We start from the raw sequence: 22,264 nt of genomic DNA on the forward strand, positions 1-22,264 counted from the left end.
ATCCAGTAACCGATCAGGGAGGAGCGTCATGCTCGTCGTCACCGGAGCCACCGGACAGCTCGGCCGCCTCGTAGTACGTCACCTTCTGCAGCGGGTCCCCGCCGACCACGACATCCCCGACTCGCTGTCCGGCGCGTTCAGCGCGGGTGACCGGGTCCTGCTGATCTCCGGCAACGAGTTCGGACGGCGCCTCGCCCAGCACACCGCCGTGATCAGCGCGGCAAGGACCGCCGGCGTCGGGCTGCTGGCGTACACCGGCATCCTCGGCGGCGCGGCGACCCGGTTCGTCGTCGCCGACGACCACCACGCCACCGAGAAGGCCATCGAGGATTCCGGCCTGCCCTACACGTTCCTCCGCAACGGTTGGTACACCGAGAACTACACCGGGCAGCTTCCCGGCGTCCTGGCAAGCGGCGCCATCATCGGCACCGCTGACCCCGACAGCCGGATCGCCACCGCGACACGTGACGACTACGCCGAGGCCGCCGCCGCCGTCCTGGCCGGTGAGGACCACGGGAACACGACCTACGAACTGAGCGGCGACACCGCCTGGAGCCTGCGGGAGTACGCCGCCGAGATCTCCCGGCAGTCCGGCACCCAGGTCGTCTACCAGCAGCTCGCGGTTGACGACTACCGGAAGAACCTCGCTGACGCCGGCCTGCCCGAGGCAATGCTCTCCGTCTTCACCGACACCGAGGACGCCATCGCCCGCGGCGAACTCGCAGGAACCAGCGGCGACCTGAGCCGGCTCATCGGCCACCCGACCACGCCGCTCGCCGCGACGATCACAGCCGCGCTGAACGCCTGACTTCCCCGGCGGCAGGCCGGCGCCACCGCCCCCTGCTCCGGCCTACAACCCGAACGGGGTCGGACGACGACAGCGAGCGCTTCCACGCTCCGTAACAATCCCGTCGCCGAAGACCAAGCTCAACGCACTACAACCGGAGGGCCCATTCGGGTAGGACGGAGACGTCTGGGCCAGGTCTCCGGCGCCCGATCGGCAGGATCAGGCCGTGAGGTCGTCGAGGTCCGTGCAGAGGCGACGAGCCGTTCCCCGGGCACCTGCTCGGCGATGTCCCGCCAGACGCCGAGGTTCTCCTCGGCCGCCGATCCAGAACCCGGGGCGGCGCAGATAGTCGTCCGGCCCGCCGAGGGCTCGGGCGGGCACCCGGTCGAAGTCCACCAGGCGAGTGTCGGCGCCCTTCATGCCGGGGTCCGCCCAGTCGTCGGCGACGGTGACCCCGGGGGCGTCCAATGCGACCGCGAGAAGCTGCCGGCTCCGGCCGTGACGCACGGTGATCAGCGTGTGGGTCAGCAGCGTCGCCCCGGAGCAACCATGCCTTGGCCCCGTCGAGCAGCCAGACCGCGCCCTGCCGGTCGAGCGGGGCGGCGGTCGGGACACCGGCGGGATCCTCCGCGGCCCAGACCCCCCAGCGGGATCCCGCCGTCAGCGGTTCTCCCGTGAGCTCGGCGACGATGGCCGCCGCGTCGGCATGCGCCTCGGCGAGCCGCGCGAGTCCTCCGTGGCCTCCTGTCCGGCACGGCCCGAGCGCCGAGTCGCGGCAGTATGCTCGCCCGACTATGCCCGAAGGTCACACTGTGCACAGGTTGGCCGCGGTTCACCAGCGGATGTTCGCCGGCCGGCCGGTGGCGGTGGCAAGCCCCCAGGGCCGCTTTGCCGAGGGGGCGCTCCGGCTGGACGGGCGGCTGCTCACCGACGCCGAGGCACTCGGCAAGCATCTGCTCCTGCGCTTCGACCACGACCAGGTTCTGCACGTGCACCTCGGTATCTACGGCAAATACACCGTCGGCCCACTCCCGGCCCCCGCGCCGATCGGCGCCGTCCGGCTGCGGCTGACCGCGGACACCGGATACGCCGACCTGCGTGGCCCCAACGCCTGCGAACTGCTGGAACCCGGCGGGGTGAAGACGCTGCGCGACCGGCTCGGCCCCGACCCGCTGCGCGGCGACGCCGACCCGGACCTGGCCTGGCGACGGATCGAACGCAGCCGCACCCCGATCGCCGTCCTCCTGCTCGACCAGACGGTGGTGGCCGGCCCGGGCAACATCTACCGGGCCGAGGTGCTGTTCCGGGCCGGCGTCGACCCGCTGGTGCCCGGCCGGGACCTGACCCGGGGGCGGTGGGCGGCCATCTGGGCCGACCTGGTCACGCTGATGGCCGACGGGGTGCGGACCGGCCGGATCGACACCGTGCGCCCGGAGCACACCCCCGAGGCGATGGGCCGCCCACCACGCGTCGACGATCACGGCGGCGAGGTCTACGTCTACCGCCGCGCCGGCCAGCCCTGCCTGATCTGCGCCACCACGGTGCTGACCACCAGCCTGGCCGCCCGCAACCTGTTCTGGTGCCCCGACTGCCAGCCACCTCACATAGGCTGAACTGTACCGATGCGACGAGGGCGAGACCGGTCATGGGATTCACCGAAGAGTGGGAACGCTGGCACGCCCGGCGGGTGGAGGCGCTTACCGCCCCGTTCGGCCCGCTTTCCAGCCTGTGTCGCGGTCGGGCGTATCGCTCGGCCACCTCGTCCGACGTGGCCGGTCTTTCCTGGGCCAACCCGCTCGAGGAGCTGACCGGAACCGGCAGCCGGCCCGCGCCGGGGACGCTGCGTCGGGTGGTTCTCGACACCCCGTTGCGCGGCCTGGGTTTCTACGCCGATCTCACCAACCGGCAGAAGACGCTGCTCGGCCAGGAGGGCACGTACGGCCTGGGCCTCAGCCAGGTCGAGGAAGGCGAGATCCGGGTCTCGCACGGTGCGATGGAAGTCTTCGAGCCGCATCCGGACTGGGTGGTTCCCGCCGTCTTCCGGCCCTGGCCTGATGGTTCCATCGTCCCGGTCGAGGTGCCCAGCACCAAATCCGGCACGATCACGCTCACCCTGGTCGGCCGGATCGAGTTCAGCCTGCAGGACGGCGGCACGAGGTGGCTCGCGGTCAGTCCGTTGTTGCAGGGCGAGCTGCACACCGTCTTCGTCGACCTGTCGCGGCGGGACCGTTTCCCGTTCCGGTTTCTGCGCATTCCCGCGCCCGACGACGACAACACGACGGTGCTCGACTTCAACCGCGCCGTGCTGCCGCTGGCCGCGTTCAACGACCGCATCCCGGCTCCCGCCCCGCCGCCCGGAAACGTCCTGGAAGTCCACGTGACCGCCGGCGAAAGCCATCCACAGCCGGACGTGTCCGACATTCTCGAATATCTCGACAGCTAGGCCCGGGGACGGCCCCGACTTCGGCTTCGGGGCGCTACCGCCAGGCCGACCGGCACGCGGCGGTGTCGATCACCTCGGCGGGAAGCTGATCTCGGGCAACGTCAGCGACCGTCACCGACTCCAGCAGTCTGGTGAGGCCGGCACGCATGGCGATCCAGACCTTCTGCAGGGGCACCGCCGTCCCCTCGTAGGCGAGATCCTGCGGAAGCTCGCCGCGCACGGTGGTCACCGGCCCGTCCGCCGCCTGGATGACATCGGCCAGGGTGATCTCATCCCCGGGCCGGCACAGCCAGAACCCGCCCCCGACCCCGCGCTGGCTCGCCACGAGGCCGGCTCGACGCAGGTCGCCGAGCACGCTGTCGAGGAACTGGCGGGGGATCTGCTGTTGCTCGGCGATCTCCGGCGCCGAGCGGCGTTGTGGGTGGGCGGCCGCGAGCTCGATGACCGCTCGCAGTGCGTAATCGGTTCGCGCCGAAATCTTCATGCCGCCTGCATCGGGTCGGGATCATGCGACGCACCTGCGGCCCGTCGCCGACATTCTAGGAGTTCGACGCCACTTCGGTGATAATCGCTAAAACTGGTCGGCATAGTAGGATTTACGCTGGACAGACGGGAGACATGCGATGAGTCCTGGTCCAGCAGCACCGACCGCGGCGGCGCCGGCCGCAGGTGCGTCGCTTGCGGGTCTCGAGAACCTGCTGGCCGAGATTGCCACCGGGGCGGCCGAGCGGGAGACCCATGACCGGCCGCCCTTCGCGGAGATGGACCTGCTACGCCGGTGGGGAGTTGGCACGCTGCGGGTGCCGGTCGCCGCCGGTGGGCGGGGGCTCGGCCTGGCCGCCTTCTTCGATGTCGTGCGCAGACTCGGCACGGCCGACCCCAATCTGGCCCAGGCACTGCGTAACCACTTCGGCTTCGTGGAGTCACTGCTACGCCAGCCGCCCGGCGGGGCGCGCGACGGCTGGCTCGACCGGGTCGTCGCCGGTGAGCTGTTCGGGTCGGCGGCAAGCGAGTTGTCCACCCCTCGGGCGGGCGTCATCGGCACCTCGACGAAGCTGGTCCGGGCCGGCGACGGCTACATGCTGACGGGAAGCAAGTACTACAGCACGGGCAACATGTACGCGGACCGGATCGTAGTGATCGCCGCGGCCGAGGACGACACCCTGGTCAACGCGATCGTTCCCGCCTCCCGCAAGGGCGTCGTGCACCTCGACGACTGGGATGGCATGGGCCAGCGATTCACCGGTTCGGGCACCACGGAGTTCCACGATGTCCGCGTCCACGAGACCGAACTCCTCCCGTTCGGCGACGCGACCGACCCGGGACGGGCGCTGAGCCCGACCTTCTCCCAGCTTTATCTGACGACCATCGTCGCGGGGATCGTCGAGAACATCCGGCTCGACGTCCTCGAACTCGTCGCGCAACGCTCCCGCAACTTCCGCCACGGCCTGGCCGAGGAACCCCGGCACGAGCCGACGGTGCAGGAGACGGTCGGGGAGATCGCGGCCAACAGCTTCGCCGCGACATCGATCGTGGCCGCCGCCGTCGAGCTCGCGGCCGCGCACGCGGCGCTCGGCCACGGTGAGGGTCACGCCGACGACGCCCGGACACGGGCGATGTTCGCCGCGGCGAAGGCGAAGGCGATCGTCGACCGGATCGGCACCGACACCGCGTCGCTGCTGTTCGACGCCGGCAGCGCCACCAGCGTGCGCCGCGGGCCGCAGCTCGACCGGCACTGGCGCAACATCCGCACCCTCGCCTCGCACAATCCTCGTTCCTACAAACTGCGCCTGATCGGCGACCACGAACTGAACAGGACACTGCCGCCCCCGGGCGCCTTCTTCTAGCCCGAACCTTCCGCTAGGCCGGGCCCGGCGTGCCGACACCGAGGATGTCGCGCAGGGTCCGACCGGGATATTCGTGGCGGAAGATCCCGCGCCGGCGCAGGATCGGCACGACGTGGTCGACGAACAGTTCCAGGCCCTCGGGCGCGGTGTCGACGAAGATGTTGAAGCCATCGGCGCCCCGCTCGACGAACCACGTCTGGAGATGGTCGGCGATCCGCTCCGGGCTGCCCACGATCGACAGGTGCCCGCCGGGATTATCCGCGATCAGTTCCCGCACCGTCAGGTTCCGCGCGCGAGCATGCGCGAGGACCTGGTCGCGAAACGGCCTGGCCCGCGACGGCGGGGTGAACGACTCGACCTGCTCGTACGGCAGCGGGGCATCCAGCTTCAGCAGGTCCGGCGGGATGAACAGCCGCTCGGCGAGCTTTTCCACCAGGTGCTCCATGCCGTACAGCTCGTTGAGCCCGTCCCGGCGGGCACGGGCCTCCTGTTCGGTGGAGCCCACGGTGACCTCGAGCCCGGGCAGCACCAGCACGTCCTCGGGACGCCGGCCGTGGCCGGCGGCGAGCGCCTTCACGTCGGCGTAGAAGCTGCGCGCACCGGCGAGCGTGCGCTGGACGGTGAACAGCCCGTCCGCCCAGCGCGCGGCGTACTGCCGGTGCCGCGAGGATGCGCCGGCCTGGAACAGCACGGGCCTGCCCTGGGGCGTGCGGGGCGAGCCGATGGTGGCCCGCACCGAGAAGTACCGGCCGCGGACGTCGACCTCGCGGACCTTCGTCTCGTCGAGGAACCGGCCGGTCGCCAGGTCAGCGACCACCGCGTCCGGGTCGAGGCTCTCCCACAGGCGCAGGACCGCCTCGACGAACTCGCCCGCCCACCGGTAGCGCTCCTCCTCGTCGGGCTCCGCACCCACCCCGAAGGCCGTGGCGGTCTCGGGCGCCCAGCTGGTGACGATGTTCCAGCCCGCCCGGCCGGCGGTGATGTGGTCGAGGGAGGCGAACTGGCGGGCGACCTCGAACGGCGTGCCGAAGATCGCCGAGCGGGTGCCGATCAGCCCGATGCGCTCGGTGCGCTGGCTGATGGCGGCAAGCAGGGAGACCGGTTCGAGCGCGTGCCAGTTGCGCCGACCGTGCTCGCTGTGGATGGCGCCGTGGTTGTCGCCGCGGAACAGCGCGTCGAACGTGCCGCGCTCAGCGATCCGCGCCAGCTCGACGAAGTGGTCGATGTCGGTGAACGAGTCGGGACTTTTGTTGTGCCGCCAGCCGGCGACATGCGCCCCGTCCGCGAGCAGTACGAGATTGAGGTGCAGCTGGCGCGGCGTGTCGATCATCACGCCACCCCCTTTCCGAGAGTCCGGACCCTGGAGTCGGCCGCCGCGACACCGACGGGGAACGACACGATGCCGTCGCGACGCAGCTGCTCCTCCAGAGCGGCACACCAGACGATGTAGTCGTCGTGCAGGCGGGCGCGCTGCTCGCGGGTGGGTGGCGGCGGGAGGGGGCGCGGCTGGCCTGGATCGACGGGCTGCTGGGCCGAGTCGACGGCGGTCGGCAGGCCCGCCTCCTGCCACGCCAGGGTGCCGCCGTCAAACGCCACGGCCCTCCCCCGGCCCGCGGCGCGCAGATCGGCGGTGACCCAGCGGGCCAGCGTGCCGTCGCCGGAGGTGACCACGATGAGTGATCCGTCCGCAGCGGCGAGGGCGGGCCGGGCCACCAGCGCCGAGCGCGTCGTCACCAGCGACCCAGGCGAGCAGCCACCCGGCCGGCGAGGGCGGCTCGACGTCGACGACGACCGCGGTGCCGTCGACGAGCAGTTCCCGCAGGGCCGCAACGGTCACCGTCGGGACCTCGGGCAGCGCGACGGTCTCGGGACCGCGCACGAGTACGTCGGATCCGAGTACGTCGGGGGCGAGCAGATGCACCGCGACGTCGGGCAGTCCCATCCTGGCCAACCACACGCCGGTCGTGAATCCCCGCGTGCCGTGGCCGTCGTCGACGAGGACCACCCGGGCGCCGCGGCTGGCCACGTACTCGTCCGTCGCCTGGATGAGCTGGCCGCCCGGCGCCCACCGGCTTCCCGGCAGGTGACCAGCGACGAACTCGGCCTGGGTACGGACGTCGAGCAGATACAGCGTCCGATCGGCCGCCGCCGCGACGAACCCGCCCAGCTCGGCGGCGGAGATCTCCACCACCCCGGCACGGGCGGCGAGCGCCCGGGCCGCCGCCCCGGCCCGGGCCTCCTGCTTCGGCTCGGGCACAGCCAGCCGGGCGGTCGAGCCGGTCACCGACGGGTAGCCGGCGAGGCTCCACGCGGACAGCCCACCCTCCAGGACGGCGACCGGGTTCGGGAACCCGGCGTCGATCAGGGTCTGCGCGCCGATGATTCCGCGGGTCCGGCCCGCGCAGGTCACCACAACCCGCGTGCGCGGCGAGCGGACCGCCGCATACGCCCGGCGCACCAGCTCGACCCCCGGCGCGTTGCGGGCGTTCGGGATGGCCGTGTACTCGAACTCCTCGGCCGTTCGGGTGTCGAGCAGGACGACGTCCGACCCCGCGTCGAGGCCGGCCCGCAGCTCGGTCGCGCCGACTCGCGGTGTGCCGAGCCGGCGCAGCGCGACCTCGCCCAGTGCCCGGCTGACCGTGTTGAAGCCGGTGAACAGCCCGCCGCCCGCCGCCCGCCAGCCGGCGAGGCCGCCGTCGAGCACGCTGACGTCGGTGTACCCCAACGCGACCACCCGGGGCACGGCCCGGACGACCGACTCCTCGCGCGCCCCCACGACCACCAGAGGCACCGTCCGCCGGGGCGCCAGCAGGGGCAGCCGGGGTTCGAGGTGGTCGAGGGGAACGTGCGTGGCGACCGAGAGGTGACCCTCGGCGAACTCGTCGCGGGTACCCACGTCCACCACCACGAGATCCCCGCCGGCTCGGAGCCGGGCATGGAGCTCGCGCGGGGCGACGACCCCGGCCGACAAGCCCGTCACCGGGCCACGGCGGCGGGACGGCGGGGCCGCCAGCCCAGCGCGGGCGCCACCTGCGTCGCGATCAGCCGCAGCGCCTCCAGGGCGGCGTCCAGCGACGGCCAGCCGGGTTCGAACTGCACGAGCAGATCCGTCGCGACCGGCAGCACCGGCTCCGCCGCCAGCCGCTCGATCACCTCGTCCGGATGCCCGCAGAAGATGTGCAGGGTCGACAGGACGTTGTCGAGCGTGTCCTCGCCGACGTCCGGGAAGGCGCCGGAGGCCTTGATGTTGGCGAAGGCCGGGAACAACCCGTCCGACAGGTGCGCCAGCGCGGTGGCCCGGTCCGCGGCGGGAAAGACCGCCCGGCACACGGCGACCCGCCGCCCGCGGGCAGCGCGTCACGGTACCGGTCGGCCCAGGCCCGGTGCACCGTGCCGGGCCGGTCCGGGAAGCCGATGGCGGTCTGGTCGAGCAGGAGGTTCAGGCCCTCCCGGCCCACCTGCTCGGCGGTGTCGCCGCTGTGCGCCCCCTGCCAGATCCGGCCCTCGGCCACCTCGGGCGCGCACGGCGTCAGCACCGCGCCGTCCTCGGTCAGGGGCCGGCCACTCAGGGCCCGGCGCAGGAGCTCGCGATGCTGCGTGTGGATCTCCCGCTTGCGGCTGAAGTCCCGCCCGAAGGCCCGGTAGGCACGCTGGTCCGAACCGCTGCCCAGGCCGAGCTCGACCCGCCCGCCGGACAGGATGTCCACGACGGCGACGTCCTCGGCGAGTCGAACCGGGTCCTCCAGCGGCAGCACGTTGACCGCCGTCCCGAGCCGGATGTGCCGGGTCGAGGCCGCCACGTTCGCGAGGAACGTCCACGGCGAGGGCAGCCCGCCGAGTGGATGGGTCGACGTCGGCAGATGGTGCTGCGCGACCCAGCCCGAGTCGGGGCCCAGCTCGTCGGCGGCGACGAACAGCTCGTGGGCGTCGGCGTAGGCCTGGCGCGCGTCGGTGCGTATCGCCGCCCGGGTGAAGAAGCCCAGCCTGAAGGCGCTCGTGTCGGTCATGGCCCCTCTCATTCGTCATCCGGGGCGCAGGAATGCACCCGGGCATGGGTTCCAGGCGGTCGGCCCGGGAATGGCCGCGGCGGGCGGCAGGCCGTCAGGGACGGGCTGCCGCGACGGCCGCGGCAACCTTTGTCGTGACGTCGAGTTCCTTGATCTTCTGCGCGACGATGTCGTTGAAACCGGTGTAGTAGTGGCCTCGAACGTCGACTGCGCGCTTGATCAGGCCGCCGGAGTAGGCGACGTCGGCGGTGTTGTGCTGGATCCGGTCGAACAGCGCGTCGTCGAGGACGTGCGGGACCTGCCGGTTGGCGATGGCGGTGGCCTTGGCCTTGGCCGGGGTGAGCTTCGCCGCGTCGACCCAGACCTGCGCGGACTGGTTCGGCTGGGTGATGTTCCACAGCTCGTAGCCCACGGACCGGCCCACGAAGTCCTTGATCGCCGCGTTCTTCCGCTGGTCCTTCAGGGCGCCCCGCGACGCGACGAGCACGCCCAGCCCGAGCGCGCCGGTCTGCTTGGTGGTGGTTAGGACCTGCGCGCCCGCGTCGAGCGCGGCGCCGGCCCGGGCCGGCGACCCGGCCCACACGTCGACGTCGCCCTGGGCCAACGCGGTGGCGCCCACCGTCGAGTCGAGCTGGACGGGCTTGACGTCGGCAGGCGTGAGCCCGGCCTGCTTCAGGGTCAGCAGGTACTGCAGCTCGGAGGTCACGCCCGGGGAGTAGGCGAACTTCTTCCCGCGGATGTCGGCGAGGCGCTCGATTCCCGAGTTCTTGCCGCGCAGGGTCACGATCGGCGGGTAGTTGGTGTCGTCGGCGGGCTGGGTCGCCAGGACCCCCTGGATCGGGGGATCGTTCGCCGGCCACGCAGGCTGGGCGTTCGCCTGGGCCAGGATGAGGGCGAAGTCGCTGAGCTGACCGATGTCGACCTTCCCGGTCGTCAGCGCGGTCGTGACCGTCGCTGCGTTGAACTGCGCGAACTGGACCTTGTACGGGGCGCCCTGGAGCACCCCGGACTTCTCGAAAGCCGCCTTCACGTACGGCGACTGGGTCGCGAAGGTCAGGGGCGCGCCACTGAGGTCGTTCTGCGCTGCCGCTTTGCTGCCGCTGCCGCTATCGCCGCCGTCCGATCCGCAGGCGGCGGCGACGACGGCCAGCGCGAGCAGCGGGGCGGCCAGGCGGAGCCGACCGAGTCTTCTGATCTTCATGGATGCGTTCCCGAGGTGTTGGTGGTGTGGCCTGGCCGGTGGGCTTCAGGCCGGGGATGCGGGGCGTGCGACGCCCAGCTCGGCGAGTAGCTGTGAGCGCAGGTCGTCGAATCGCGACCCGGTGCCCTCGCTCGGTCGAGGCAGGTCGACGCGCAGGTCCAGACCGACCTTGCCGTCGGTGAGGACGACGACGCGGTCGGCCAGCCGCAGCGCCTCGTCGACGTCGTGGGTGACCAGCAGGACGGCCGGCCGGTGCCGATGCCACAGCTCGTGCACCAGCGCCTGGGGGCGCAGGCGGGTCAGCGCGTCGAGCGCGGCGAACGGCTCGTCGAGCAGGAGCAGGTCCGGACGGTGCACCAGGGCGCGTGCCAACGCGACCCGCTGCGCCTCGCCCCCCGACAGCGTGTGCGGCCAGGCCCGGGCGTGGTCGGCGAGGTTCACCTCGGCGAGGGCCTCCTGCGCCCTGGCCAGGGTCGACTCCCGGCGGGGGAGCACGAGCAGGACGTTGCGCCAGACCCGCTCCGACGGGACCAGCCGGGGCTCCTGGAAGACCACCGAACGGTTGCGGGGCGCCAGGACCGTTCCCTCGTCGACGGTGTCGAGCTCGGCGAGAATCCGCAGCAGGGTCGTCTTGCCGCTGCCGGAGCGGCCGAGCAGCGCGACGAACTCGCCCCTGGCGATCGTGAGGGCGAAGTCGTCAAGGATCCGCCGGGCCGCGAACGCCTTGCCGACGTCGCGCATGACGACGGCCGGCTGCGCCGGTGCGGGATTCGTGCCGACAGGGTTCGTGCCGACAGGGTTCGTGCCGACAGGGTTCGTCATGGTCAGGACTTCACGATCGTCGGCCGCCACGGCAGCAGCAGCCGCTCGAGGAGTCGGACGATGAGGTCGACGAGCAGACCGAGCAGCGCGTACACGACGACGCCGACAATCACGATGTCCGTCCGGATCTGATTGGACGCGTTCATGACCAACGCGCCCAGTCCGGAGGATGCGTTGATCTGCTCCGCCGCCACCAGCGCGAGCAGCGAGATCCCCATGGCGTACCTGATGCCGACCAGCACCGACGGGAGCGCGTTCGGCAACACCAGGCGTGTGATCATCCTGGTTCTACTCAGGCCGAAGACCCGGCCGACCTCGATCAGCCGGCGGTCCACCCCGCGCACTCCGGCGAAGGTGTTGAGGTAGACGGGGAAGATGCAGGCGACCGCGATCAGCACGATCTTCGGCGTGTCGCCGATGCCGAACCAGACGACGAACAGCGGGATCAGCGCGATGAACGGCACTGTCCGGAGCATCTGCAACGTCGAGTCCACGAGCTCCTCGCCCAGCTTCCACAGCCCGGCGACGAGGCCCGCCGCGACCCCGATGCCGGCGCCGATGACGAGCCCGGTCAGGGCCCGCCCGGCCGACACCCGCAGGGCCGTCTGCAGCTCACCGTCGGCGATGAGGTCGCGGGCGGCCTCGAGAACGCTCTTCGGGCTCGCCAGCGTCGTCGGCGGGACGAGGCCGGCGGAGGTGCTCCACTGCCAGGCGATCAGGAGGGCGGCCGGCACCAGCCCGCGCAACAGCCAGCGGATCCGGCGCAGCCCGGCGCGACGTCCGGGGGCATTGCGACGACGGCTCAGATCGGTGAGGTCGAGGGGTGCGGCAAGGGCCGCCGGCTCCGCGGCGGGCGAGCCACGCCCGAGCTCGCCCGGCGCGCACCGGGAGTCCTGAACCGTCATGATGCGCGGGTCCCCACGGCCTCGGCTGGGACTCGACACGTGACAGTGCGCTGCATGACGAACTCCTGGCTCGGGACGGGCGGGCGTTGCCCGGTTGGACCGCCTGGCGGCATATATCGGTAAAGCTGATCGGTTTAGCGGTGTTTACCTCCCGAGTGACACGGATCGCACGTGTGCCCGAGGTGCGCCCCCTCGCCGCCACCGGCGGCAGGCGCCGGCGGACGGCTGCGCCAAGGGAACGTCCAGGGAACGCCGTGTCCGTAGAGTTCTTCACGACGCACCTGCTCGGCGCGCCACGCCGAGCTTCCTCTGCGAACGGAGTGAGTAATGTCCCTGACGATCGGTGACACCGCGCCCGACTTCGAGGCGGCGACCACGGAGGGCCCGATCAAGTTCCACGAGTGGATCGGCGACTCGTGGGCGGTGCTCTTCTCGCACCCGAAGAACTTCACCCCGATCTGCACGACCGAGCTCGGCTATGTCGCGTCGATCAAGCCCGAGTTCGACCGCCGCAACGTCAAGATCATCGGCCTGTCGGTGGACCCGGTCGAGCTGCACGGCGCCTGGGCCAAGGACATCGAGGAGACCCAGGGCACCGCGCCTAACTATCCGCTGATCGGCGACGCCGACTTCTCGATCTCCAAGGCGTACGGCATGCTCGGCGCCGACGTCAGCGGTGACCCGTCGGACCGCACGGCCGCGGACAACCAGACCGTGCGCAACGTGTTCGTCATCGGCCCGGACAAGAAGATCAAGCTGGTGCTGGTCTACCCGATGACGACCGGGCGCAACTTCGACGAGGTCCTGCGGGTCATCGACTCCCTGCAGCTCACCGCGAAGCACAAGGTCGCCACCCCGGTGAACTGGAAGCAGGGCGACGACGTCGTCATCGCCGGCTCGGTCTCCAACGACCAGGCCAAGGAGATCTTCGGCACCTGGAACGAGCCGAAGCCCTACATCCGCATCGTCCCGCAGCCGGCCTGACGCGTCGCCATAGATCAGGCCGACGGCTTCGTGTTCGGCTTCTCGAAACTCGATGTGATGTTCGGGCGCACCACCGCGGAGGCGGTGCGCCATCCCCATCGTGACCTGGTCGAGTCGTGACCTGGTCGAGACCGGGCACGAGTTCTACCCGGTGGCCGGGGCGTTCGCGACGCGCGGCGTGCTGGACCGGTTCGGCGGCGGGCGGGTCGTCGTCGGGGTCACCTCGACCCCGTTCAAGCGCCCGCCCGCCCCGAGCGAGACGGCGCTGCTCGTCCACGACCTCCCACCGCGCTACTCCTCGAATTCGTCCAGCGCCCGCTGAAGCTCCTCGCGCGTGCCGGCCAGGGCGACGACGCCGCGGCCGTCCGTCGCGGCCCAGACGAGGTGACCGCCGAGCTGGTAACTGGCAATCTGCAGGGCGCCGTGCCGGGCGGCGGCGATCGGGATGTGTTGAGGAATCTGTGGCCCAGGGGCGGTCATCGGCTTCGCCTCCAAGGGGAAGATCTCATCAGGCACGACCACCCGCGGGCCAGAACTCCGACCGGGACGGCGGTTCCCAGAATTCTCTCAGACCGGAACGAGCCCGTTGCCGCGAGTATGACCATCGCCCCAAATGCCACCAACAGGGCTTCCGGCGCATAGGGTCCGAAGAATTCTTCACGACGGCCCGGGTCCGCCGATGGTCGGCTACGGCTGAGCTTCAGCGCTCCACGCGGCGAGGCCCGCGACGAATCCCTCCCGATCCCGGGCGGACAAGCCGGCCAGCGCGCGCAGCAACGGCACCGAGCGGGTGGCGATGAACAACTCGACCGCCGGCCGATACTGCTCCCGCAGCGACACCAGCGTGCGGCGCCGGTTGCTCGGGTCCTCGCGACGGTCGACCACACCGGCGTCGCTGAGGTTGCCGACGAGCTGGCTCGCAGTCGACAGCGACACGCCCAGGCAGGCGGCCAGCTCGGTGACGCTGGCTGGCTTGCTGGTCAGTAGCTGGGTGAGGACGGCACCGTGCCGGGCGGTCAGCCCGTGCGCGTCGAAGATCCCCCGTAGCTCCGGTGGCATCTCCGTGCGGGCCCGCTGAAAGTAGGCGGCCAGCAACGGCACGTGTTTGAGCACGTCGAGCTCCTGCGCCGTCGGCCGCCCCGGCACCGACGTGCCTGAGCTCTCGAAATCGTCGTCCGCCACCTGTTCACGTCGCACGCCACAATCGTAGACAGTTGGGATATACAAAGTGTTCGGATATCCACAGCTACGGCCTCGAGTACGGGGCCGGTGTGAGAGACGTGAGCCACATGACCTCGATCAGCTACGGCGATGCGGTGACCGACGCCCTCGACCACCTCGACGATCTCGGCTACGAGCGGGCCGGCCAGGCCGACCTCGCCAGCCACGGCCCGATGGGGGCCGAGACCCTGGCCGTGCTCGGCCACGGCGACGCGATCCCCGCATGGGTGGACGCCTACCGCGCCGCCATGGCGAACCATGACCGGCCCTCCCGCCGGTTCGACCTGGACCCGGCGGACAAGTCCGCCTGGCGCCCGGCGCTCGGCGCCATCGACCGGGTCGGGGACTGGGAGTACCTGTTCCACCGCGAGCTGGCGCAAGCTCCATGGCGCGAGGTGCTGGTCCGGTGGTGGCCCCGGCTGCTGCCCGGCCTGATGTCCCGGCTGACGCACGGTGCGATCCGCACCGCGCACGCCGTGCGCAGCGTCGCCGCCGCCGGTGACGCACCCAGCCCCCAGCAGCTGACCGAGCTGGCCCGCGGGCTCGCCTACTGGGCCGCCCGGTTCACCCCGCTGCCCGGCGCCCCCCGGTTCGAGGGCCGGCACGACGTCGCCGTCGCCGCCCTCCCCCGGACGCCCTTCGCCCCCACCTCGGCGCCGGTCGGCCTGATGCACGATCGCCTCAGCCGGCTTGACGAGCAGCCCGGCTACCATGACGCGCTCGCCGCGCTGCGCGCCGACCAGGCGCAGTCGCTGCTCAGCGACATGACCGCCGAGTTCGCGGGCATCTGCCTCGTGCACACCGACTACTCGCCTATACCCCTGGTCCATGCCGTCACCGCGCCCGCCGCCATCCGCCTGGTCATGCCCTATCTGCCCGCCGAGCTGCACGCACCGTCCGTCGTAGCCATGTGGCAGGTCCACGCGGCGATGCTGCTGATCTTCACCGGCACCGACCACGGCGAGCAGACCACCCGCACCGCAGCGGCCGACACGGATGTCCGTAGCGTCGACGAACTGATCTCCAGAGCGGTCGAGCACGGCGACGAGCACGTTCTCAAGTTCACCGAGGCCTGCCTGCGCGAACACGCGCTGCGCCCCGATCCCCGCTACCTCGCCGCCGCCGAGGCCATCCCCGGCCGCATCCCGGCCCTCTCACCGCGACCAGCTCCTTGACGCAGTCCGCACCGACGGCGCAGCGACCTCACAGCTGCGGGTCGACCGGCTCGGATTCCAGGGCGAGCACGGCGAAGACGCATTCGTGGACCCGCCACAGCGGCTCGCCGAGCGCGAGGCGGTCCAGCGCCTCCAGCCCGAGGGCGTACTCGCGCTGCGCCAGCGAACGCTTAAGCCCGAGACCGCGCTCGCGCAGGCGTTTCAGGTTGTCGGGCTCGGTGTAGTCCGGCCCGTAGATGATCCGCAGATACTCCCGGCCGCGCACCTTCAGCCCCGGCTGGACGATGCCGCGCAGGCCGTCGGTCGGCCACTGGTAGCGCCGGTAGGTTGACGTACTGGGTGAGCGACGGGGTCCACCTCCAGCAGGAGGGCGACGGTGCGCCGGTCGCCTCCGGGTAGAACACGTGCTCCGTGCCCATCGGCTCGGTGAACGCGTGCACCCGGTCGGGATGCTTGTGCAGCAGAAACCCGAGGTCGCGAGCCGGCGGGTGCGTCGTGGCGATGGTCAGCAGCACGACTGAACAGTCTTGCTCAGACGATCCCCCCCGCGTCGCGTCAATTTTCGGCCTGCCTTGCCTTCCCAGAGGGACGAATCAGACGTCGAACCCTCGGGAGGGCAAGGAAGTTCCCGAGCGGTCCGGATCATGCCCGGCCGGCGAGCACCGCGGCTGCCGCCGACGGCGTCCGCAGGGCGACCGGGGTGACGGCCTCGTCGAGGAGCCACACCGGCCGGTCGAATTCGGCCAGCTCGCTGCCGAACCAGGACGGCGGACCGGCCTCCCGATCCAGGAACGCCTCCGCCTCGCGGGGTAGCCGGATGTGTTCGAGGGTGCCGTCCTCACCGCGACGGTGGTCGGTGACCGACGTGACGAGCGCGCGCGGCGCCGACAGCGGCGATGAAACCCAGCAGGGCGATCCAGCCCGCGTCCGGGTCCGGCAGGGCGAGGACGACGGGCTCCACCGCCGACAGGTACAGGTTGCCCTCCCTGGCCACGAGCTGCCAGAGTAGGAACGTCACGAGCCCCATCGTCCGCGTCAGCACCTCGTCCCGGGTGGCCGGATCGGCGGGATCGGCGCCGGTCACGTCGAACTCGACTCGTTCCCGCCCGCGGGGCACCCAGGTGATCTCGTTGGTGGTGATGACGGCTCCCCCGGTGGGGGTGAGGTCGTCGCGGGTGATGCCCAGCAGCTCGAGGGGGACGTGGTGGACCCGTCCCGTGCGGTGCGGGGCGAGGTGGCGCAGCCCCTGGTGGGAGGCTCCGACGTAGGGCCGCGCCATCATCCCGAGTCCGCCGACAATCTCCCGCTGCAGCGGGAAGTAGTTGAGCCTGGCACATTCCATCCACAGGCGCAGCGCCGGATCGCGGGCGGATCCGGCGATCAGGTCGTTGCTGATGCCGATGCTGATCGGCAGGATGTTCAGGGTGAAGCCACAGGTGGAGGCTGCGACGGCCGCGAGCAGGTCGGGGATCGAGCCGGGGTGCCCGCCTTCCGGCGATCCGGCGTCGAACCGGATGTCGCCGTCGATGTAGAGACCCCCGAAGGTGTGGACGAGTTCCACCCGCAAATGATCGGTCGCGCTCGTGTAGCCGCGGGGACGCTGCTTCGCCATCTCCAGGACGTACTGCGGACGCAGGTACAGCGGATGGTCGGCGTGGAAGACCTCGTCGACGTTGACCAGCGCCACGTCGTTGTCACGGGCCCAGGTCGCCAGGGTGCGGACGTACCAGAGCGGATCGGCCGCGCCGACCGGGGGGCGGGCTCGGCCAGGACGGCCGCACACTGCGCACGCGGGATATCCGTCCACAGCACCACGGTGACCTGGCCCGCGTACCGGCGGGCCGCCGCACCGTAGTTGTCGCGGAAGGCCGTCCGCGCGGGCATCGGCTGGCCCAACCAGATTCCGTGCACCACATGCGGTATTCCGACTACCTCCGGCAGCAGCGGCACCCCGGTGCCGGCCGCCTGCCCCCAGCGCCGCTCGTCCGCCGAGCGCCACGCCCAGCTGACAGCGCCGCGGTCCGCCTCGAGGGATTCCTCCGACAACTCCTCGGCGCTCGGAGCGGGGCGGGTCATGCTGATGCAGCGCAGGAACGGCGCGACATACTCGGGCCGCAGGTTCCCGATGTCGACACCGGCGAGGAAGGCCGGCGCCGGGGGTGGCCTGCGCAGGCCGAACAGGTCCGCGCCCAGCCTTGCGGCCAGCACCCGTTCCGCGTCGGGGGTGTGCAGCGGCGCGCAGATCAGACGGCGCAGCCAGGCCAGCGTCTCGCCGCGGGGAGCCGCAAGCGGCCAGGCCGGCGGGCGGAGGTTCGCCGCCCGGCCCATCCGACCGGCCAGCTGGACGCCACCACGCACGCTCGCCTGCCGGCGGCGCTCCGCCTGCTGGTCGGTCAGCCGGGCCTTCGCGGCACGCACCATCGCGGCGATCCGCGCGTGGCCGATGACCTCGCCGATACGGGCGAGCCGCGCCGCGAGCACCGGCCAGTGGACGAGCTCCGACTCCGACAGCAGGCGTGCGGCGAGGCGGGACGGGTCCGTCTCGGGACCGCCCGGTCCCGACGGCGTCAGCACGCTGTCGAGTCGCCGGCGAATGGCCGTGAATTCCCGCTCCACGGACGGTCCGGCAGCCAGCGTGGCCGACCAGCGCCTCGCCGACGCCCGGGCGGCTCGGTCGGTGAGCGAGTCGGCCAGCCGCGACATCCGACCGACGGCCGCGGCCGCGGCGACGACCTGTTCCACGGTCAGGTCCCCGACGAGCCGGCCTGGGGCGTCGCGCGCCGTCGGGTCGAACCCGAGCGTGTGGCAGGCCGCACGCACCCGGTCCGCGGCGGACTGCTCGGCGGCGGACGCTGCGCCGGTGGCGAGGGCGCGGCGCACCACCTCCGACTCGGCGAGCAGTCGCGCCGCGCGCGGCGTGTCCAGCGCCAGCATGAGGGCGGCTCGACCCGTCAGCCGCCGGTCGAGGTCCGCCGCCGCCTGGTAGCCCGTCTCCTTCAGGTCAGCAAGTCCTCGGGCGTAGGCCACCGCCTCCGCGACCAGTGCGGTAGCCCGGGCCGCGCCCTCGACCGAAGGCCCCTCGAGACCCATCCGGGTCAGAGCGGTCACCATGTGACACCGACGGCGATCATCCCATGCCGTCGACACATCACCCAAGATGACGGTCGGTCCCAGCATGGTGGACGGTCCCAAAGGAGCGCTCGGATCATCACGCATCTCCCCTCTGTCCAGGACCGGACCCGGATCTCGTCGCACATCTGGCACGTTCGCCGGGCACGAGGGAGTTCACGAAGCCCGGCTGGCTGGACACATGCGGAGGCAGTCACGTTCCTCCGGCTCCGGATTGCCGACCAGACGTCGAAGATGGACCATCGCTGGGAGGGTGGAGGTCGTGCCCACCGGGTCGGCCGACCACTGCGATCGGAGAAGACGCTGATGACGGCGAGTACCCCCACCTATCTCAGCGGCCTGCTCGCGCCCGTGGCCGACGAGATCGATGTCGTCGACCTGCCGATCACCGGCGCGCTGCCCGACGCGCTGCGCGGCCGCTACTTCCGCAACGGCCCCAACCCGCCCCCCCCGGCTCCGACCCGGGGCACTGGTTCACCGGAGCCGGGATGATCCACGGCGTCCGGCTGCGGGACGGCCGCGCCGAGTGGTACCGCAACCGCTGGGTACGCACCCGCCAGCTGGCGGGTGCGCCGTTCGTGGGGCCCACCGGGTTCGATCTGACGGCCGTTCCCGCGAACACCAGCGTGATCCGGCACGCCGGCCACATCCTCGCGCTGGTGGAGGTCGGCCTGCCGTACGAGCTGACGTCCGAGCTGGAGACGACCGGACCGTGCGACTTCGGCGGGCGACTCACCACCGCCATGACCGCGCATCCCAAGCGGGACCCACTCACCGGTGACCTGCTGTTCTTCGGCTACGGCATGGCCCCGCCGTACCTGACCTACCACCGACTCTCGGCGGCCGGCGAGCTCGTCGAGAGCAGAGTGATCGACGTGCCGGGCCCGACGATGATGCACGACTTCGCCATCACCGAGAGCCACGTCGTGTGGCTCGACCTGCCGGTCGTCTTCGACCTCGGTCTCGTCGGGCACGGGATGCCCTACCGGTGAGACGACGCCTACGGCGCCCGCCTTGACGTCATGGCGCGCGGCGGCGGCGAGACGCGGTGGTTCGACATCGACCCCTGCTACGTCTTCCACGTCGGCAACGCCCACGTCGACGACGCCGGACGGGTCTCGCTCGACGTCGTTCGCTACGACCGCGCCGGCTTCGCGTCGGCCTGGCCCCGCCTCGGCGGAGCCCCGACCGGGACGAGCATGATCGCCGACGGCTTCGCGCACCGCTGGCTGATCGACCCGACGAACGGGGTGGTCAAGGAGCACGCACTCGACGACCGGGCGGTCGAGTTCCCCACCCTCAACGAGCAGCGGGTGGGGCGACCGAACCGCTTCCTCTACTCCGTCGGCCAGGACGCGATCGTCAAGTACGACAGCCGGACCGGCGAGAGCAGGGTCCGCACCCTCGATTCGACCCCCGGCGAAGCGATCTTCGTCGCCGCGCCCGGGGCCCGGTCGGAGGACGACGGCTGGTTGATCTCGATCGTGACCGACAAGGCCGGCAGCGGCTCCGAGCTGCTCGTCCTGGCCGCCGCCGACCTTGACACCGTGGCCCGCGTGTCACTGCCCCGGCGGGTACCCGCCGGATTCCACGGCAGCTGGCTCGTCGACGAATAGGGCCCGGCCTCCCACCGGGCGATCCAACCACGCGTTGTAGCCCGTACGTCGCCACCTGGCGTGACACGATGATCCCCCCTTCGACTGAGGTGCCCGACTCCGGCGACCCGCCCGCCGTCGGGGAACCGGCGAGGTCGAGGACGGGCGCCAGAGGGTGATCTGCAGGGGGATGTCGACGTGACGTGGTGGCAGATCAGCGCCGTGGCCAACACCGTCATCATGGCGGCGTACATGGCGATCTCGGTCGCGATCGGACGGGCGTTGTGGCGCTCCGGGCAGTGGAATAAGAACCCGCTCGGGCTGGCCACCACGGCGATCTTCTTCACCTGCGGCCTGCATCACGGTTGGCACACGCTGCACCTGCTGCTGCCAGACCGGGCGATGGATCTCATGGCGAAACACGACGACATGGCCGGGCACGACAGGTCGGGGGTCGGCGGTCCCTCGGGCAACGCGATGCGGATCGCGTTCAACGATGTCTACACCGCGTCCTGGGACATCGTCACCGCCGCAGCCGCCGTCTGGTATTGGACGCTGCGGGAGCGGTTCCCGGCGCTGGTGCGCGGCGCCGCGGTCTTCGAGGACCTCAAGCTGCGTGAGGCCGCGGAGCAGACGCTGCGCGAGAGCGAGGAGCGGTACCGCGGCATCGTGGAGACCACGAGCGAGGGGGTAGCGCTGCTCGACCGGGACGGACGCATCACCTACGCCAACACGCGGTTGGCCGCCCTGGTCCGTCGGACCGGCCCGCAGCTTCTGGGCATGGCCCTGGTCGACATAGTCGCCGGCGAGGACCGGGCGAAGCTCCGCGTCGAGCTCGACGGGGTGCGTCGCGACGGAACCCAGCGTCTCGAGGCCGGGTTGTGTCACGCCCAGCAGCGGCCGGTGTCCGCCCAGGTCGCCCTGACCTCGCGGGTCGGCCCGACCGGTGAGGTCGAGGGCATTCTGGCCATGGTGGCCGACGTCACCGACCAGAAGAACGCCGAGGCGCAGCTCCGTCAGGCGCAGCGGCTCGATGCGGTGGGCCAGCTCGCCGGTGGTGTCGCGCACGACTTCAACAACCTGCTGACCGTCATCGACGGCTACGCGGCGATGCTGCTCAACCAGGTCGACGGCCCGGCACGGGCGGACCTGACCGCGATTCGTGACGCCGCGGCCCGGGCCGCGGCCCTGACCCGCCAGCTCCTGGCGTTCTCCCACACCCAGGTGGCACAGCCGCAGGCGATCGATCTCAACGAACTGGTTCTCGGCGTCGAGGAGATGCTGCGCCGGCTCATCCGCGAGGACGTGGAGCTGATCGTCCGCGGCGCCGCCGCGCCCACCGTCGTCTGGGCCGACCATGGGCAGCTCGAGCAGGTGATCGTCAACCTGGCCGTCAACAGCCGCGACGCGATGCCGCAGGGCGGGCGCCTGACGATCGCCGTCGCGCACATCGACCTTGACACGGCCGAGGCCGGCCGGCTCGGCCTCGAACCCGGCGGCCACCGGCTACTCACCGTTGCGGATACCGGTTGCGGCATGCCGCCCGACGTCCGGGCCCGCGTCTTCGAACCGTTCTTCACGACCAAGGAGCAGGGCAAGGGCACCGGGCTGGGCCTGTCCACCGCCTACGGCATCATCCGACAGACCAGGGGCCACATCACGGTCGACTCGATACCCGGCACCGGCAGCACGTTCCGCGTCTACCTGCCCGCCGTCGCGGCGCTCGCCGTCCAGCGGCAGGCGGATCCGCCCGTCGACCGACTCGCCGGCGGCGCCGAGACCATCCTGCTCGTCGAGGACGACCCGGCGGTGCGTGAGCTGACCGAACGGATCCTGAACTCCGCCGGATACCGGACGCTCGTCGCCGCGGACGGACGGCAGGCGCTCGCCCTGGCGCTACGCCTTCCCACCGTCGACCTGCTCCTCACCGACCTGATCATGCCCGGCATGAACGGCCGGCAGCTCGCGGACCAGCTCACCACGCTCATGCCCGACCTGCCTGTCGTGTTCACCTCCGCCCACACCCGCGGCATCCTCGCCGCGCAGGGACACGGCGGCGCCAAGGCATTCCTCGACAAACCGTTCACCGCCACGGCACTGACCAGGAAAATCCGCGACACCCTCGACGCCCGGCTGACCACCGGCACG

24 protein-coding genes and 1 pseudogene are annotated in these 22,264 nt (G+C 71.5%); 10 read left to right on the forward strand and 15 right to left on the reverse strand.

Annotated elements, in window-relative coordinates; all coding sequences use genetic code 11:
- Nucleotides 1–28: 28 nt before the first annotated feature.
- On the forward strand, nt 29–808 hold the full coding sequence (locus G6R25_RS04305; protein ID WP_163551943.1) for an NmrA family NAD(P)-binding protein: 780 nt from the start codon (nt 29–31) through the stop codon (nt 806–808).
- Between the two features lie 198 nt (nt 809–1,006).
- On the opposite strand, the gene G6R25_RS24940 is transcribed toward G6R25_RS04305, so the two are convergent.
- Nucleotides 1,007–1,294, reverse strand: coding sequence for a hypothetical protein (locus G6R25_RS24940; protein ID WP_205446854.1), 288 nt, complete (start codon nt 1,292–1,294; stop codon nt 1,007–1,009).
- 287 nt (nt 1,295–1,581) lie between these two features.
- On the opposite strand from G6R25_RS24940, the gene G6R25_RS04315 reads away from it, so the two are divergent.
- Both G6R25_RS04315 and G6R25_RS04320 read left to right on the forward strand, forming a co-directional pair.
- The gene (locus tag G6R25_RS04315; protein ID WP_163551944.1) at nt 1,582–2,400 is read left to right on the forward strand and encodes an Fpg/Nei family DNA glycosylase; all 819 of its coding nucleotides are present in this window, start codon (nt 1,582–1,584) and stop codon (nt 2,398–2,400) included.
- Between the two features lie 32 nt (nt 2,401–2,432).
- On the forward strand, nt 2,433–3,230 hold the full coding sequence (locus G6R25_RS04320; RefSeq protein ID WP_136449575.1) for a DUF1684 domain-containing protein: 798 nt from the start codon (nt 2,433–2,435) through the stop codon (nt 3,228–3,230).
- A gap of 34 nt (nt 3,231–3,264) precedes the next feature.
- Here G6R25_RS04320 and G6R25_RS04325 read toward each other — a convergent pair whose 3' ends face one another.
- Nucleotides 3,265–3,714: an RrF2 family transcriptional regulator gene (locus G6R25_RS04325; RefSeq protein ID WP_163551945.1), complete on the reverse strand. Its 450-nt coding sequence runs from the start codon at nt 3,712–3,714 to the stop codon at nt 3,265–3,267.
- 139 nt (nt 3,715–3,853) lie between these two features.
- On the opposite strand from G6R25_RS04325, the gene G6R25_RS04330 reads away from it, so the two are divergent.
- Nucleotides 3,854–5,077, forward strand: coding sequence for an acyl-CoA dehydrogenase family protein (locus tag G6R25_RS04330; protein WP_163551946.1), 1,224 nt, complete (start codon nt 3,854–3,856; stop codon nt 5,075–5,077).
- Nucleotides 5,078–5,090: 13 nt separating this feature from the next.
- Here the strand turns inward: G6R25_RS04330 and G6R25_RS04335 are convergent, their stop codons facing one another.
- The 8 genes from G6R25_RS04335 to G6R25_RS04365 all read right to left on the reverse strand — a co-directional run bounded on the left by G6R25_RS04335 (nt 5,091) and on the right by G6R25_RS04365 (nt 12,012).
- Nucleotides 5,091–6,407, reverse strand: coding sequence for an NtaA/DmoA family FMN-dependent monooxygenase (locus G6R25_RS04335; protein ID WP_163551947.1), 1,317 nt, complete (start codon nt 6,405–6,407; stop codon nt 5,091–5,093).
- Nucleotides 6,407–6,673 (reverse strand): hypothetical protein, encoded by a 267-nt coding sequence (locus G6R25_RS04340; protein WP_163551948.1) that lies wholly within the window; start codon nt 6,671–6,673, stop codon nt 6,407–6,409. The genes G6R25_RS04335 and G6R25_RS04340 overlap by 1 nt, the downstream gene beginning before the upstream one ends.
- Entirely contained in the window at nt 6,663–8,057 is a 1,395-nt protein-coding gene (locus G6R25_RS04345; protein ID WP_163551949.1) for a rhodanese-like domain-containing protein, read from the reverse strand. The genes G6R25_RS04340 and G6R25_RS04345 overlap by 11 nt, the downstream gene beginning before the upstream one ends.
- Entirely contained in the window at nt 8,054–8,230 is a 177-nt protein-coding gene (locus G6R25_RS24945) for a hypothetical protein (RefSeq protein ID WP_205446856.1), read from the reverse strand. Before G6R25_RS24945 ends, G6R25_RS04345 begins: the two co-directional genes overlap by 4 nt.
- Nucleotides 8,227–9,084, reverse strand: a complete 858-nt coding sequence (locus tag G6R25_RS04350) for an LLM class flavin-dependent oxidoreductase (protein ID WP_205446858.1) — start codon at nt 9,082–9,084, stop codon at nt 8,227–8,229. The genes G6R25_RS24945 and G6R25_RS04350 overlap by 4 nt, the downstream gene beginning before the upstream one ends.
- A 94-nt stretch (nt 9,085–9,178) precedes the next feature.
- Nucleotides 9,179–10,285 carry an ABC transporter substrate-binding protein gene (locus tag G6R25_RS04355; protein ID WP_136448568.1) on the reverse strand — a complete coding sequence of 369 codons (1,107 nt, stop codon included), beginning with the start codon at nt 10,283–10,285 and terminating at the stop codon, nt 9,179–9,181.
- 45 nt (nt 10,286–10,330) lie between these two features.
- Nucleotides 10,331–11,107, reverse strand: a complete 777-nt coding sequence (locus G6R25_RS04360) for an ABC transporter ATP-binding protein (protein WP_419469301.1) — start codon at nt 11,105–11,107, stop codon at nt 10,331–10,333.
- 2 nt (nt 11,108–11,109) lie between these two features.
- On the reverse strand, nt 11,110–12,012 hold the full coding sequence (locus tag G6R25_RS04365; protein ID WP_163551950.1) for an ABC transporter permease: 903 nt from the start codon (nt 12,010–12,012) through the stop codon (nt 11,110–11,112).
- 327 nt (nt 12,013–12,339) lie between these two features.
- On the opposite strand from G6R25_RS04365, the gene G6R25_RS04370 reads away from it, so the two are divergent.
- Complete coding sequence (locus tag G6R25_RS04370; RefSeq protein WP_136448571.1) at nt 12,340–12,996, forward strand: peroxiredoxin; 657 nt, start codon at nt 12,340–12,342, stop codon at nt 12,994–12,996.
- 100 nt (nt 12,997–13,096) lie between these two features.
- The gene (locus G6R25_RS04375; protein WP_205446859.1) at nt 13,097–13,318 is read left to right on the forward strand and encodes a hypothetical protein; all 222 of its coding nucleotides are present in this window, start codon (nt 13,097–13,099) and stop codon (nt 13,316–13,318) included.
- Here G6R25_RS04375 and G6R25_RS04380 read toward each other — a convergent pair.
- The gene (locus tag G6R25_RS04380) at nt 13,288–13,518 is read right to left on the reverse strand and encodes a hypothetical protein (RefSeq protein WP_163551951.1); all 231 of its coding nucleotides are present in this window, start codon (nt 13,516–13,518) and stop codon (nt 13,288–13,290) included. The two genes, G6R25_RS04375 and G6R25_RS04380, sit on opposite strands and share 31 nt — an antisense overlap.
- Nucleotides 13,519–13,683: 165 nt before the next feature.
- Nucleotides 13,684–14,193: a MarR family transcriptional regulator gene (locus G6R25_RS04385; protein ID WP_163551952.1), complete on the reverse strand. Its 510-nt coding sequence runs from the start codon at nt 14,191–14,193 to the stop codon at nt 13,684–13,686.
- Between the two features lie 92 nt (nt 14,194–14,285).
- On the opposite strand from G6R25_RS04385, the gene G6R25_RS04390 reads away from it, so the two are divergent.
- Nucleotides 14,286–15,392: a questin oxidase family protein gene (locus G6R25_RS04390; RefSeq protein WP_163551953.1), complete on the forward strand. Its 1,107-nt coding sequence runs from the start codon at nt 14,286–14,288 to the stop codon at nt 15,390–15,392.
- A 28-nt stretch (nt 15,393–15,420) separates the two neighbouring features.
- Here the strand turns inward: G6R25_RS04390 and G6R25_RS04395 are convergent, their stop codons facing one another.
- From G6R25_RS04395 to G6R25_RS04405, 3 genes are all read right to left on the reverse strand, one after another.
- Nucleotides 15,421–15,657 carry a hypothetical protein gene (locus G6R25_RS04395; protein ID WP_235947384.1) on the reverse strand — a complete coding sequence of 79 codons (237 nt, stop codon included), beginning with the start codon at nt 15,655–15,657 and terminating at the stop codon, nt 15,421–15,423.
- A complete protein-coding gene (locus G6R25_RS31240) occupies nt 15,563–15,907 on the reverse strand; it encodes a hypothetical protein (protein WP_235947386.1) in 345 nt (114 codons plus the stop codon). Before G6R25_RS31240 ends, G6R25_RS04395 begins: the two co-directional genes overlap by 95 nt.
- A 904-nt stretch (nt 15,908–16,811) precedes the next feature.
- Nucleotides 16,812–18,500, reverse strand: coding sequence for a hypothetical protein (locus G6R25_RS04405; RefSeq protein ID WP_163551954.1), 1,689 nt, complete (start codon nt 18,498–18,500; stop codon nt 16,812–16,814).
- 327 nt (nt 18,501–18,827) lie between these two features.
- Here G6R25_RS04405 and G6R25_RS31245 point away from each other — a divergent pair, with 327 nt between their 5' ends.
- The 3 genes and pseudogenes from G6R25_RS31245 to G6R25_RS04415 form a co-directional block, all read left to right on the forward strand.
- Nucleotides 18,828–19,013, forward strand: coding sequence for a carotenoid oxygenase family protein (locus G6R25_RS31245; protein WP_235947388.1), 186 nt, complete (start codon nt 18,828–18,830; stop codon nt 19,011–19,013).
- A pseudogene (locus G6R25_RS04410) lies at nt 19,010–20,137 on the forward strand (carotenoid oxygenase family protein). The gene G6R25_RS31245 and the pseudogene G6R25_RS04410 overlap by 4 nt, the downstream one beginning before the upstream one ends.
- A 177-nt stretch (nt 20,138–20,314) precedes the next feature.
- The coding region (locus tag G6R25_RS04415; protein ID WP_235947390.1) for a hybrid sensor histidine kinase/response regulator at nt 20,315–22,264 on the forward strand (1,950 nt) is incomplete at its 3' end.

The organism is Candidatus Frankia alpina, assembly GCF_902806485.1.
Taxonomy (GTDB): domain Bacteria; phylum Actinomycetota; class Actinomycetes; order Frankiales; family Frankiaceae; genus Frankia; species Frankia alpina.